14 protein-coding genes are annotated in these 11,371 nt (G+C 63.0%); 8 read left to right on the forward strand and 6 right to left on the reverse strand.

The features are described 5' to 3' along the window. Positions 1-49 precede the first annotated feature (49 nt). Entirely contained in the window at positions 50-394 is a 345-nt protein-coding gene (locus tag EN804_RS05375; protein WP_127276062.1) for a cupin domain-containing protein, read from the forward strand. 82 nt (positions 395-476) lie between these two features. Further along, positions 477-1,361, forward strand: coding sequence for an alpha/beta hydrolase (locus EN804_RS05380; protein ID WP_135918816.1), 885 nt, complete (start codon positions 477-479; stop codon positions 1,359-1,361). Here the strand turns inward: EN804_RS05380 and EN804_RS05385 are convergent. From EN804_RS05385 to EN804_RS05405, 5 genes are read right to left on the reverse strand one after another with little or no spacing between them, the layout of a single operon-like run. After that, positions 1,342-1,653, reverse strand: a complete 312-nt coding sequence (locus EN804_RS05385; protein WP_135881211.1) for a DUF6665 family protein — start codon at positions 1,651-1,653, stop codon at positions 1,342-1,344. The genes EN804_RS05380 and EN804_RS05385 overlap by 20 nt on opposite strands. 1 nt (position 1,654) lies before the next feature. Further along, on the reverse strand, positions 1,655-2,158 hold the full coding sequence (locus EN804_RS05390; RefSeq protein ID WP_135918817.1) for a GNAT family N-acetyltransferase: 504 nt from the start codon (positions 2,156-2,158) through the stop codon (positions 1,655-1,657). 4 nt (positions 2,159-2,162) lie between these two features. Further along, complete coding sequence (locus EN804_RS05395; protein ID WP_135918818.1) at positions 2,163-4,046, reverse strand: ABC transporter ATP-binding protein; 1,884 nt, start codon at positions 4,044-4,046, stop codon at positions 2,163-2,165. A 10-nt stretch (positions 4,047-4,056) separates the two neighbouring features. Next, positions 4,057-5,958: an ABC transporter ATP-binding protein gene (locus EN804_RS05400; protein WP_127869767.1), complete on the reverse strand. Its 1,902-nt coding sequence runs from the start codon at positions 5,956-5,958 to the stop codon at positions 4,057-4,059. Positions 5,959-5,988: 30 nt separating this feature from the next. After that, complete coding sequence (locus EN804_RS05405; RefSeq protein WP_189524471.1) at positions 5,989-6,510, reverse strand: hypothetical protein; 522 nt, start codon at positions 6,508-6,510, stop codon at positions 5,989-5,991. Between the two features lie 283 nt (positions 6,511-6,793). Between EN804_RS05405 and EN804_RS05410 the strand changes: the two genes are divergently transcribed. Together EN804_RS05410 and soxR are read left to right on the forward strand one after the other, a co-directional pair. Next, positions 6,794-7,252: a tRNA (cytidine(34)-2'-O)-methyltransferase gene (locus EN804_RS05410; RefSeq protein WP_127276068.1), complete on the forward strand. Its 459-nt coding sequence runs from the start codon at positions 6,794-6,796 to the stop codon at positions 7,250-7,252. 129 nt (positions 7,253-7,381) lie between these two features. Next, the gene (soxR, locus tag EN804_RS05415) at positions 7,382-7,828 is read left to right on the forward strand and encodes a redox-sensitive transcriptional activator SoxR (RefSeq protein WP_135918819.1); all 447 of its coding nucleotides are present in this window, start codon (positions 7,382-7,384) and stop codon (positions 7,826-7,828) included. Here soxR and EN804_RS05420 read toward each other — a convergent pair. Continuing rightward, entirely contained in the window at positions 7,825-8,082 is a 258-nt protein-coding gene (locus tag EN804_RS05420; protein WP_023770299.1) for a hypothetical protein, read from the reverse strand. The two genes, soxR and EN804_RS05420, sit on opposite strands and share 4 nt — an antisense overlap. A gap of 132 nt (positions 8,083-8,214) precedes the next feature. On the opposite strand from EN804_RS05420, the gene hemF reads away from it, so the two are divergent. The 4 genes from hemF to EN804_RS05440 all read left to right on the forward strand — a co-directional run bounded on the left by hemF (position 8,215) and on the right by EN804_RS05440 (position 11,365). Then, positions 8,215-9,129, forward strand: coding sequence for an oxygen-dependent coproporphyrinogen oxidase (gene hemF, locus EN804_RS05425; RefSeq protein WP_135915188.1), 915 nt, complete (start codon positions 8,215-8,217; stop codon positions 9,127-9,129). 152 nt (positions 9,130-9,281) lie between these two features. Then, entirely contained in the window at positions 9,282-9,467 is a 186-nt protein-coding gene (locus EN804_RS05430) for a DUF1059 domain-containing protein (RefSeq protein WP_027047304.1), read from the forward strand. Between the two features lie 245 nt (positions 9,468-9,712). After that, positions 9,713-10,291: a hypothetical protein gene (locus EN804_RS05435; RefSeq protein ID WP_127869771.1), complete on the forward strand. Its 579-nt coding sequence runs from the start codon at positions 9,713-9,715 to the stop codon at positions 10,289-10,291. A gap of 87 nt (positions 10,292-10,378) precedes the next feature. Next, a complete protein-coding gene (locus EN804_RS05440; RefSeq protein ID WP_127280919.1) occupies positions 10,379-11,365 on the forward strand; it encodes a S8 family serine peptidase in 987 nt (328 codons plus the stop codon). Positions 11,366-11,371 lie beyond the last annotated feature (6 nt).

Below are 11,371 nucleotides of genomic sequence, written 5' to 3' on the forward strand. Positions count from 1 at the left end.
TCGTTGTTTGCCTCGACATAGGCTGCCCGAGTGATCTATTTTCCCTACCATGGTGCATGTCATCGATCGCGAGGAATGGTCTGTTCGTTCCAACCACTGGAAGGGCGAACTGCAAGGCGGCGTCTACGGCTCCAACTCCTGCCTGATCTTCAATTACTTGCCCGATGTCGGGGGCGGCCCGCGGCTGCACGCTCATCCCTATGCGGAGATCTTTATCATTCGCGAGGGAACCGGCCTGTTCACGGTCGGCGACCAGGAGATCGAGGCCTCGGCGGGGCAGATCGTCATCGTGCCGCCGCACACGCCGCACAAATTCACCAATCTCGGTCCAGGTCCGCTGGAAACGACCGACATCCACGAAAACGGTAGCTTCATCACCGAATGGCTGGAGTAATTCCTGCATAGCCCTGGCGGCGTCCCGGTTGGCGCCTAGATCTACGGCATAGGCGCCAACCGGAAGCCGCGAGGGCCAGGACATGCAAACCTCGACCATCGAAATCGAAGGGCTGAGCATTGCGACCCGCGAGGCAGGCCCCGCTGGTGCGCCGGCTTTCCTTCTGCTGCACGGATGGCCGCAAAGCTCCTACGCCTTCGAGCGGGTGATCGGCCGGTTGGCGGCCGACTACCGGGTCGTCGCCCCTGACCTGCCCTGCATCGGCGGCTCGCAAGGCGTACCCGAGGCTGGTGACAAGAGAACCTTGGCGAGGCTGATGAGAGGCGTCGCAGAGACTTGCGGGCTGCGCCAGCTCGTGGCCGCCGGCCACGATGTCGGCGGCCAGATCGTATTTGCCTTGTTGAGCGACCATCCTGAGATTCTTTCCGGCGCGGCGATCATGGATGTCGTCATTCCGGGCGTCGCTCCGTGGGAGAAGGTCATTCGCAATCCGCAAATCTGGCATTTCGCCTTTCACGCTATTCCAGCCTTGCCGGAAACGCTGGTCAGCGGCCATCAGAGCGCTTATTTCGACTTCTTCTTCAATGTGCTTTCGAAGGATCGAGCCTCGATCCCTGACGACGCCAGGGAAATCTACGCCAAGGCCTATTCCCGGCCGGAAAGCCTCCAGGCGGGGTTCGACTGGTATCGTGCCTTTCCGGAGGATGCCAAGGCCAATGCCGCGCGGCCCGCGAAGCCGATTGCGGTTCCGGTGCTGTATCTCAGGGGTGCGGCCGAGTCCGGCGACATCGGCGACTATGTCGATGGCCTGCGCGCGGCCGGGCACTCAAATGTCGAGGGCGACATCATAGCCGACAGCGGACACTTCGTTGCCGATGAAAATCCCGAAGCGCTTGCCGCCCGCCTGGCGCGTTTCCACAGGGAAATCAGCGCGGCAAGTTCCAACTCTACATGGCGCCAAGCCTGACCAGCACGGCTTTGGGGATGTTGTATTCGCGGATGACGGCGTCGTGCTTTCGAAAGCCGCACAATTCGCGCTGGATGAAATAGGCGTGAACGGCCGCGGCAGCCTCCTTGAGAAGCAAGGGACGCATGTCCTCGTCGGCATTGCTGGTTAGCCGGGCCAGCGTCTCCTCGACCTTTTGACCGGCGCGGCCAAGTGCCGCCGCCTTCTCGGCGAGGATTTCATGGCCAAGCGCGTCAAACGCCGCTTCGGCGGCCGACGCGCCGGCAAGATGAGATGGCGGACGCAAGGACATTTCAGTTCCCTTTCCCGAACACTATGCGGTGGGTGACGAATTCTTCGCCTTCCACGCGCTGAAAGCCAAGCCGTTCATAAAAACCGAAGGCTTCCGGCGGCGCGCGGGTGTTCAACACGGAGAAATATTGGCCGGCCCGATCGATCACGGTCTCGACCAGCATGCGGCCGAGGCCGTTGCGGCGGTGGCGTGCGCTGACGAACAGGTGCCGGACCCGGCCCTGGTCCCTGCCCTCGAAATAGGGATCGATGTTCAGCCCGCACACGCCGGCGAGTTCCCGGCCATGCCATATCCCAAACAGTCCCTCCCCTCGCTTCAGGAACTTGTTGCGGCCACTTGCCCAGCCGTCGCCCAGGCGTACCAGCATCCAGTAGCCTTCCAGCCGGCTCTCGTCCTTCAACGCGTCGAAGGCCGCCACGGTTGGTCGCAAACGCTTGAGCGCGTAGCCGACCCCTGGGCCGAGCTCTGGCCCGATCTCCGGGCTGACCTCTGGCGATCCAGCCATGCGCCTACTCCGCCGGCCGCGTCTCTTCGAGCACGCTTTCCTCGTGATAAAGGAAGCCGCCGGACTGGCGCTTCCACAGCCGGGCATAGAGCCCATCGAGCGCCACCAGCTCGTCATGCGTGCCTTGCTCGACGATGCGGCCGCCGTCGAGCACCACCAGGCGATCAAGAGCCGCGATCGTCGACAGCCGGTGCGCGATGGCGATCACGGTCTTGTTCTCCATCAGCCGCGTCAGATTCTCCTGGATCGCCGCCTCGATGTCGGAATCGAGCGCCGACGTCGCCTCGTCGAGGATCAGGATCGGCGCGTCCTTGAGGAAGACGCGGGCGATCGCCACGCGCTGGCGCTGGCCGCCCGACAGCTTGACGCCGCGTTCGCCGACAAAGGCTTCGTAGCCCTGGCGATCCCTGTTGTCGCGCAAGCTCAGAATGAATTCGTGGGCCTCGGCCTTCTTGGCCGCCGCGATCACCTCCGCGTCGGTCGCATCGGGCATGCCGAGCTTGATGTTGTCGCGCAGCGAGCGATGGAACAGGGCGGTGTCCTGGCTGACGACGCCGATATTGGCGCGCAGCGAATTCTGCGTCACACCGGAGACGTCCTGGCCGTCGATGGTGATCCGGCCGCTTTCGAGGTCGTAGAGGCGCAGGATCAGGTTGGCCAACGTCGTCTTGCCGGCGCCCGATGGCCCGACCAGCCCGACCTTCTCGCCCGGCTTGACGACAAGGTCGACGCCGTTGAGCACGCCAAACCCCTTGCCGTAATGGAACTCGACATTCTTCACGTCGATGCGTCCGCCCGTGACGACCAGCTCTTTCGCGTCCAGTGCGTCGGTCAGCCCCAGCGGCTGCGAGATCAGCGCCTTGGAGTTCTCCAGCACGCCGAGGTTTCGCAAGATACTGTTCATCTGCATCATCAGCCGGCCGAGCAGCATGTTGAGGCGCAGCACCAGCGACAGCGTGAAGGCGACGGCGCCGACGGTGATCGAGCCCTCGACCCAGAGATAGACGGCAAAGCAGCCGATCGCCGTGATCATGATGCCCGACAGCGTCGTCAGCGCCATGCGCACGCCGGTCAACCGGCGGGTGAAGGGGCGCAATGCGTCGAGATAGATGTCGAAGCCGTTCCTGATGTAGCGGTCGTCGCCGTCCGCCGCGAAAAGTTTCAGCGTCTGCACGTTGGAGTAGGAATCGACGATGCGGCCATTGATCATCGAGCCCGCCTCGGCCGTCGCTTCGGCGTGCTTGCGGATTGCCGGCAGATAGCGCCTGGCCAGAAAGCCGAAAGCGGTGATCCAGATCACCACCAATGCCGCCAGCCTGAGATCGAGTCCTGCGACCAGTGCCAGCGTCGTCACCGTATAGACGATCATGAACCAGACGACCTCGATGAAGCTTTCCATCAGGTCGCCGGTCGCCTGCCCCGCCTGCCAGACTTTCGTCGCGATCCGGCCGGCGAAGTCGTTCTGGAAGAAGGCGTAGGACTGGCGCGAGACGTGCCGGTGCGCCTGCCAGCGCACCAGATTGTAGAAGCCGGGCGTGATCGTCTGCTCGTCGACCAGCGCCGAGAGGGCCACGACCATTGTGCGGAGGACCAGCACCACTGCGACCATGAACATCAGTTCGGGGCCGGCGGCGGTCCATAATGCATGCCAGCTCCGCTCGCCGGGCAATTGATCGAGAATATCGACCAGCCGCCCGACGAAATAGAACAGCCCGGCCTCGACCAGCGGCGCGATGCCGCCGACGACCAGCATGGCGAAGAAGGCGAACTTCGCCTGGCCGACATAGTGCCAGAGGAAGCCGGCGACGCTGGCCGGTGGCCGAAGATGCGCCGGCTCCCTGAACGGATAGACCCAGTTTTCGAACCAGCGGTAGACGGCTGTCATCATGCGGCGGCCATCATTCTGCGGCTTGCCCCTTCGCGCCAATGTCGTTGGCGACACTGTCGTTGGCGGCGCCGACCGGACTGTCCTCGAACAGGAATCCACCCGACTGGCGCTGCCAGAGCTGCGCGTAGAGCCCGCCGCCGGCGACCAGTTCCTCGTGCGAACCCTCCTCGATGACGCGGCCCTGGTCCATCACGACGAGCCTGTCCATCGCCGCGATGGTCGACAGCCGGTGCGCGATGGCGATGACGGTCTTGCCCTGCATGAGCTTGTAGAGATTCTCCTGGATGGCGGCTTCCGCCTCGGAATCGAGCGCCGACGTCGCTTCGTCAAGGATAAGAATAGGCGCGTCCTTCAACATAACGCGAGCAATGGCGATGCGTTGCCGCTGGCCGCCGGACAGTTTGACGCCGCGGTCGCCGACATAGGCGTCGAAACCCTTGCGGCCGCTATGGTCCGAAAGCGCCGATATGAAATCCAGCGCCTCGGCCCGCCGTGCCGCCTCGACCAACATCTCATCGCTCGCATCGGGCCGGCCATAAAGGATGTTCTCGCGCACCGAACGATGCAGCAGCGAGGTGTCCTGTGTGACCATGCCGATCTGGGCACGCAGCGAATCCTGCTTCACGCCGGCGATCTCCTGGCCGTCGATCAGGATCCGGCCGGATTCCAGGTCGTAGAAGCGCAAGAGGAGATTGACTAGCGTCGACTTGCCGGCGCCCGAGCGTCCGACGATGCCGACCTTCTCGCCCGGTTTCACCGCCAGCGACAGGTTTTCGATGACGCCCTTCTGCTTGCCGTAGTGGAAGCGGATGTCCTCGAAGCGGATATCGCCTTTGGAAACGTTGATCTCCCTGGCATCCGGCCTGTCCTCGACGAGGCGTGGCAGCGAGATGGAGGCAATGCCGTCCTGCACCGTGCCGATATTCTCGAACAGGCCCGACATTTCCCACATGATCCACTGCGACATGCCCCACATCCGGAGCACCAGGCCGATGACCACGGCGACCGCGCCGATCGTCACAGCTTGCCCCATCCACAGCCACAGCGAGATGGCGGTGACCGAGAACAGCAGAAGCGCGTTCAGTATGTAGAGCGAGCCGAACAGCACCGTCACCAGCCGCATCGACCGGTAGACCGTGTCGAGGAAGCCCATCATGCCTTCCCTGGCGAAGGCGGCCTCGCGGCGCGAATGACTGAACAGCTTGACCGTCTGGATGTTGGTGTAGCTGTCGACGACGCGGCCGGTCATGGTCGAGCGCGCATTGGCCTGCTCCTCGCCGACCTTGCCCAGGCGCGGGATGAAAAAGCGCAGCAACAGGATGTAGCCGACCAGCCAGACCCCGAGCGGCGCGGCCAGCCGCCAGTCGGCCGAACCGACGATCAGCAGCATGCCGAGGAAATAGACGATGACGTAGTTCAGGACGTCGATCACCTTGATGACGCATTCGCGCACGGCGAGCGCCGTCTGCATCAGCTTGGTGGCGATGCGGCCGGCGAATTCGTCCTGGTAGAAGCTCATCGATTGCTTGAGCAGGTAGCGATGCACCTGCCAGCGGATGCGCATGGGATAGTTGCCCATCAGTGTCTGCTGGTTGAGCAGAGAATGCAGCCAAACCGTGCCGGGCAGCGCGAACAGCACGATGAACGCCATGCCGGCGAGCTTCCAGCCCTCCGTCTGCAGGAAGGTCTCGCGGTTCTGCCCCGACAACCAGTCGACGATGCGGCCGAGGAAGCCGAACATCCACACTTCCGCGATGGCGATGGCCGCCACCAGCACCGCATCGATAAGGATATAGGGCCATGCGCCGCGCGTATAATGCAGGCAGAAGGCAACCAGCGTCTTGGGCGGTTCGACCGGTTCCGCGGCCGGGAACGGATCGAGCCTTCTTTCAAACCAGCTAAACAACAACATTAGGGCATGCCTGTAAAATCTGTTTTCCGCTTACGCGGCTTGGCGACGTACAAAGTCCTCGGATCGCATGGCGTCGAGGGCCGACGCTCCGGAATCATCCGGAGCGTCGGCCCTGCTTCGCGCAATATAGGGGCTCGCCGGCTTTTCGCCGACAGCCACCTTTGTCGATGCGGACGACACAGCGCCACCAGTGCGGTTTTTCGCGCCCGGCCGCATCAGCCGGATGATGCGGCGCACCAGCGACGGTCGGCTCGGGTCGGGAACCGCGTGCGAGAAATCGACATCCGGCAGCATGCCGCGATGCGGACGCCGGCGCACTTCGGCATGAACCGCCGACGAATAGGTTTCGCCGATCAGCAGCGCCCAGGTCGGCAGCCGGTGGATATGCAGGCTCCTCGAGCCCGGTATTCTGTATGGATCGAACATCGGTCCGTCCTCCGTGTTGAAATAGAGATAAAAAGGATGATCGACATCGTGCCGCGGGATCGGCGGCTGATCAGTCGGGACGCGTTGAGACGGGGCCATCGGCCCCTTCGGCAGCTTGAAAAACATCGCAGGATTCCTTCGAAGACCAGGGTATGGTTTCGGCGGAGATCGGTGCGGAAGTGCCTAAAAGATCAGGAGAAACGTCGTACCGAAACCGCCAGGGCGCAAGTAAGCCCACGGGTGGGGCGCTGGATGTGCATGGTCATCATGAATTACCCCTCCATCGGTTCGGGTTGACAATGCTGGTCGTATACCCGACTTCGCAGAAAATGGCCACCCGCAGGTCCAGGAATTTCCAAAACCAGGAAGCTGCTGTGGCCGATCTGCCACTTATTAGAAGGACGCGAAAGTGAACCGTGGTCTCCGCATCGCGCTCTACCAGCCTGACATAGCCGGCAATACCGGGACAATCCTGCGCTTCGCCGCTTGCCTCGGCCTTGGCGTCGACATCATCGAGCCGGCCGGCTTCCCGCTTTCCGACAGAGCGCTCAAGCGCGCCGGTATGGACTATCTCGAAATGGCCGCCCTGACCCGGCATGTCGACTGGAATGCCTTCGAGGAGTGGCGCAAGGCCCGCGCGGACCGGCTGGTGTTGCTGTCGACCAGGGCCACGGCCCCCTACACCGACTTCAGCTTCACCGACCGCGACATCCTCCTGTTTGGCCGCGAATCCGCGGGCGTGCCGGATCCAGTCCATCAGGCGGCGGATGTTCGGCTGACGATCCCGATGCAGCCCACCGCGCGCAGCCTCAACGTCGCCCTTTCCGTGGCCATGGTGGCGGGCGAAGCCATCCGGCAACTCGGCTAGGGGATCGCCGGCAGCGCGGTCCGCGGTGATTTTTGCCCAGGCGCACATCCGCCTTCTCCTTCGTTTGCACATCCAGGCTTTCTTGGCTACAAGCTCAACTTAACTTGAGGTCAAGGGGAAAGTGCGAAGATGGCGCCGGTAACGGAATTGACGGTCGGCCAGGTGGCCGTGCGCAGCGGCGTGGCGGTGTCGGCGCTGCATTTCTATGAAGCCCGCGGGCTGATTCGCAGCCACCGCACCTCCGGCAACCAGCGCCGCTACGGCCGCGATGTCCTGCGACGCGTGGCCATAATCCGGATTGCCCAGGAGGTCGGCATCACGCTCGCGGAGATCGGTGTCGCACTTGAATCATTACCTGAAGGCCGCACCCCGACGCGCGAGGATTGGAATCTGCTTTCAACGGCTTGGCGCGATAGCCTCGATCAGAAAATCAGCCAGCTGAAGAAACTGCGCGACGGGCTGACCGACTGCATCGGCTGCGGCTGCATGTCGATCGACAAATGCCCGCTGAGGAACAAGGGGGATCGGCTTGCCGGGGAGGGAACTGGCGCGAGAAGGCTGTTGGTCGAGCGTTAATCCGCTGCCGGCAGGCGCCTGATCGTGAACTCGATCAGATCGCCCGGGCGCTCGAACCAGCTTTCGATCTCGGTCCAGTAGGCCTGCTTGGGAAAGCGCTCGAACCATTCCTTAGCCTTGAGCCGGGCATCGGAGCGCGGCAGGACGAACGTCTCGCGCAAAAAGCCGTCGCGTGGCATACGCGCGCGCTCGGCCCGGCTTTGGTCGAGCCTTTTCTTCAGGCCATCCAGCGGCGGTCTTGCCGGGGTGCGCACGAAGCAACTCCTTACACCCTAAATCAGACGGGACTTGACCCTGACCCTCAAGAGATTAGGGATCGCGCCGGCAAAAGACGAGTCATTTATCGGGAATCCCCACGACGGGTGGCCCACAACCGGAGACGGCACTTGGAACGACCCGAAATACCGGCAGGGCTGCCCGCCGACATCGAAGAGAAGAAGATGAAGGCCCGGCTCTGGTTCGAGGCGCTGCGCGAGCGCATCTGCGCCGGCTTCGAGCAGATCGAGCAGGACCTGCAGGGCCCGCTCGCCTCATGGTCGCCGGGCCGTTTCGAGAAAACGCCGTGGGAGCGCGATCAGGGCAAGGGCGGCGGGGGCACCATGTCGATGATGCACGGCCGCGTCTTCGAGAAGGTCGGCGTCCACACCTCGACCGTCTATGGCGAGTTCTCGCCCGAGTTCCGCAAGCAGATGCCTGGCGCGGAGGAAGACCCGCGCTTCTGGGCATCGGGCATCTCACTGATCGCGCACCCGTGGAACCCCAACGTTCCGGCCGTGCACATGAACACGCGTATGGTCGTCACATCCAGGCAATGGTTCGGCGGCGGCGCCGACCTGACGCCAGTGCTCGACCGCCGCCGCACCCAGGATGATCCCGACACGGCAGCCTTCCACCGCGCCATGCAGTTCGCTTGCGAGAAGAACGCCGACGTCGCCGACTATCCGAAATTCAAGGCCTGGTGCGACGAGTATTTCTTCCTGCCGCACCGCAACGAGCCGCGCGGCACCGGCGGCATCTTCTTCGACTGGCTGCATTCGGGCGAGGAGAAGGGCGGCTGGAACGCCGATTTCAACTTCGTCCAGGATGTCGGGCGTTCGTTCCTCGTCGTCTACGGCCACCTCGTGCGCGCCAACTTCAACGAGAACTGGACCGATGGCGACCGCGATGAACAGCTCATCCGCCGCGGCCGCTACGTCGAATTCAACCTGCTGCACGACCGTGGCACCATTTTCGGGCTGAAGACCGGCGGCAATGTCGCCTCGATCCTCTCCAGCCTGCCGCCGGAGGTGCGCTGGCCGTAGACGTCCGGTGACAGGACGGCGCACGCAGCTTTGATGCAACCATGCCGCCCCTCCCGTGTTATAGCTTTCGCCCCGCTTACGTCTGACCATCCGACCGTAAGCCAAAAGAGGCGGAGCCTCGACCGGCTCCATGGAGCAAGAGGAGAAATCCCATGAAGCAATTTCACTGCGGGTCGCTCGTTCCCGGCTGCGAATGGCACACACGGGCCGACGAGGAGGCCGAGGTGATGCGCCGCGCCGTCGAGCATATGCGCGAGACGCATGGCGAGACGACCATCCGCGAGACGATGATCGAGGCGATCCGCTCGCGCATCGAGAAGGTCCGCGACGCCGCGTAGGTGCGGCGGGGGGTTTTCAGGTAATAACAAAAGAACCGCGGTGCGCTTGGGTAACGCGTGCCGCGTCGATTTATTTGCGAGACAGTGCCTGCATCTCAAAAAATTATATTTGCTCCAGCTAAAATAAACCGTGCGGTAACCGAACCCGTGCGATCGTCGGACTGATTTCCAGACTACAGAGGGCTGCCAGAGAAGCCCGTCGCCGCCAAGCACTGGTCCGGAATCGGTGGGCGAGGTGTTCGCGCATGCGCGAAAAGTCCGGCAATCGTGCCAGTTTGTGCGCAACGGCGCTCCTGCCGTGGGCGCTCCTTGGCGCGTCGCCGGCGATTGCCCAGGACATGACGACATCGCTCATCGACATCCATCAGGGCTCGCCGGTCAGCGACAAGGCGAGAGGCCTGGGTGACGGCGGCTATGAGTTACAGACCGGAAGCCGGGTATCGTTCAACCAGTGGTACCAGACAAACTGGGTCGACACGCATGTGGACCTGATGACGCAGATCACGCAGGACACCGGTATCCTTTGGGGATTTGGCACTGGGGAACAAGGCGAGAAGTATCGCATCGCGCCCAGCCTCAAGCTCGGATTCCTCACACAGCTGCATCCGAGCGCGAACAGCATCCTGTCCCTGTCGTTCACCACGACCTTCGGCGGCAAGCTCAGCGAAAAGCCCTGCCAGGCCGATTATGGCGATCTGGGCACCTTCAGCGTCAATTGCCGGCTCGCCGCCGGGGAGATGGCACCCGAGGAAACCTTGAAATATCTGGCTAACGCTAAACCGGAGAGCCAGCATCTGTGGCTGAATTACCGTGTTACTTTCTGATCGCGAGGGGCCGGGCACGAGATGTCGCGTAGCCGCGGAAGATCCGCGATCCTCCGTCCTAGCTTCTGTTTGAACCGGGGTAAAAACATGTCAAATACGCATTGGAAATTCGCTATTGCCACGGCCCTCGCCCTCCTGCCGGCATCGATTGCCGTGGCTCAGGAAGCTGTCGGTCCAGATCCGCTGTCCGCGCTCTGCGGCGGCGGTCAATCCAACGCATCCATATGCCTGAGCGCAACCCTGCCGGCGGCCACGTCGCAGACCTTGCAAAACTGGATGAGCCCGGATGTCGGGGCCGCATGGCGTGCCGGTTACAAAGGCAAAGGCGTCACCATCACGATCGTCGACGACTTCTCCAGCACCTCGAAGTTCAGCGGCAATTTCGGCATCGGCACCCAGACCCAGCGCCATGGCGAATGGACCCGCGAAGAAGCCAGCATGATCGCGCCGCTGGCGACGATACGGTCGAAAGACTTCTCCACCAGTTCCTCGGTCGCGCTGGCGCCGGGCCTGAACGTGCTCAATCTGAGCTATGGCATGTACGCCAAGGCAGGCTACAGCCCAAGCCAGATCGGATGGAGCGCCGAGGAGGCCTCCATCATCTCCTATGCCACCAAGGGAACGGCCGTGGTTTCGAAGGCCGCGGGCAACGACGCGGTTGCCGTGGGCGGCGTCACCAGCGGCCAGCAGGATTATCTCGACCTCGCCTTGGTCGGAAAGGCATCCGCGATTTTCGTCGGCGCGCTCAACAGCAACGGCACGACGTCGAACAAGGCCACCATGGCCTGGTATTCCAACACCGCCGGCACCAACACGGCTGTGCAGAGCCATTTCCTGGTCGTGGGTGTCACCGGGGACAAGACCGGCCTTTACGGCACCTCTTTCGCCGCGCCGATCGTTGCCGGCTACGCCGCCATCGTGGGCAGCAAGTTCACCAAGGCAACGTCGACCCAGATCACCAACCAGTTGCTGAATACGGCCCGGACCGACACGTTGGCCAACTACAGCGCCTCCGTCTATGGCAAGGGCGAGGCAAGCCTTTCGCGTGCCCTGGCTCCGCTGTCGATCAAGTAGCAGGAC

This window comes from Mesorhizobium sp. M8A.F.Ca.ET.161.01.1.1, assembly GCF_004792105.1.
Lineage (GTDB): Bacteria > Pseudomonadota > Alphaproteobacteria > Rhizobiales > Rhizobiaceae > Mesorhizobium.

What these genes read in the sequence shown, in the direction of transcription:
- EN804_RS05400 (WP_127869767.1), bottom strand. Translation starts at nt 5,958, where the DNA reads ATGTTGTTGTTTAGCTGGTTTGAAAGAAGGCTCGATCCGTTCCCGGCC.
- EN804_RS05440 (WP_127280919.1), top strand. Translation starts at nt 10,379, where the DNA reads ATGTCAAATACGCATTGGAAATTCGCTATTGCCACGGCCCTCGCCCTC.
- EN804_RS05405 (WP_189524471.1), bottom strand. Translation starts at nt 6,510, where the DNA reads ATGTTTTTCAAGCTGCCGAAGGGGCCGATGGCCCCGTCTCAACGCGTC.
- EN804_RS05430 (WP_027047304.1), top strand. Translation starts at nt 9,282, where the DNA reads ATGAAGCAATTTCACTGCGGGTCGCTCGTTCCCGGCTGCGAATGGCAC.
- soxR (WP_135918819.1), top strand. Translation starts at nt 7,382, where the DNA reads ATGGCGCCGGTAACGGAATTGACGGTCGGCCAGGTGGCCGTGCGCAGC.
- EN804_RS05375 (WP_127276062.1), top strand. Translation starts at nt 50, where the DNA reads ATGGTGCATGTCATCGATCGCGAGGAATGGTCTGTTCGTTCCAACCAC.
- EN804_RS05390 (WP_135918817.1), bottom strand. Translation starts at nt 2,158, where the DNA reads ATGGCTGGATCGCCAGAGGTCAGCCCGGAGATCGGGCCAGAGCTCGGC.
- EN804_RS05385 (WP_135881211.1), bottom strand. Translation starts at nt 1,653, where the DNA reads ATGTCCTTGCGTCCGCCATCTCATCTTGCCGGCGCGTCGGCCGCCGAA.
- EN804_RS05380 (WP_135918816.1), top strand. Translation starts at nt 477, where the DNA reads ATGCAAACCTCGACCATCGAAATCGAAGGGCTGAGCATTGCGACCCGC.
- EN804_RS05395 (WP_135918818.1), bottom strand. Translation starts at nt 4,046, where the DNA reads ATGATGACAGCCGTCTACCGCTGGTTCGAAAACTGGGTCTATCCGTTC.
- EN804_RS05435 (WP_127869771.1), top strand. Translation starts at nt 9,713, where the DNA reads ATGCGCGAAAAGTCCGGCAATCGTGCCAGTTTGTGCGCAACGGCGCTC.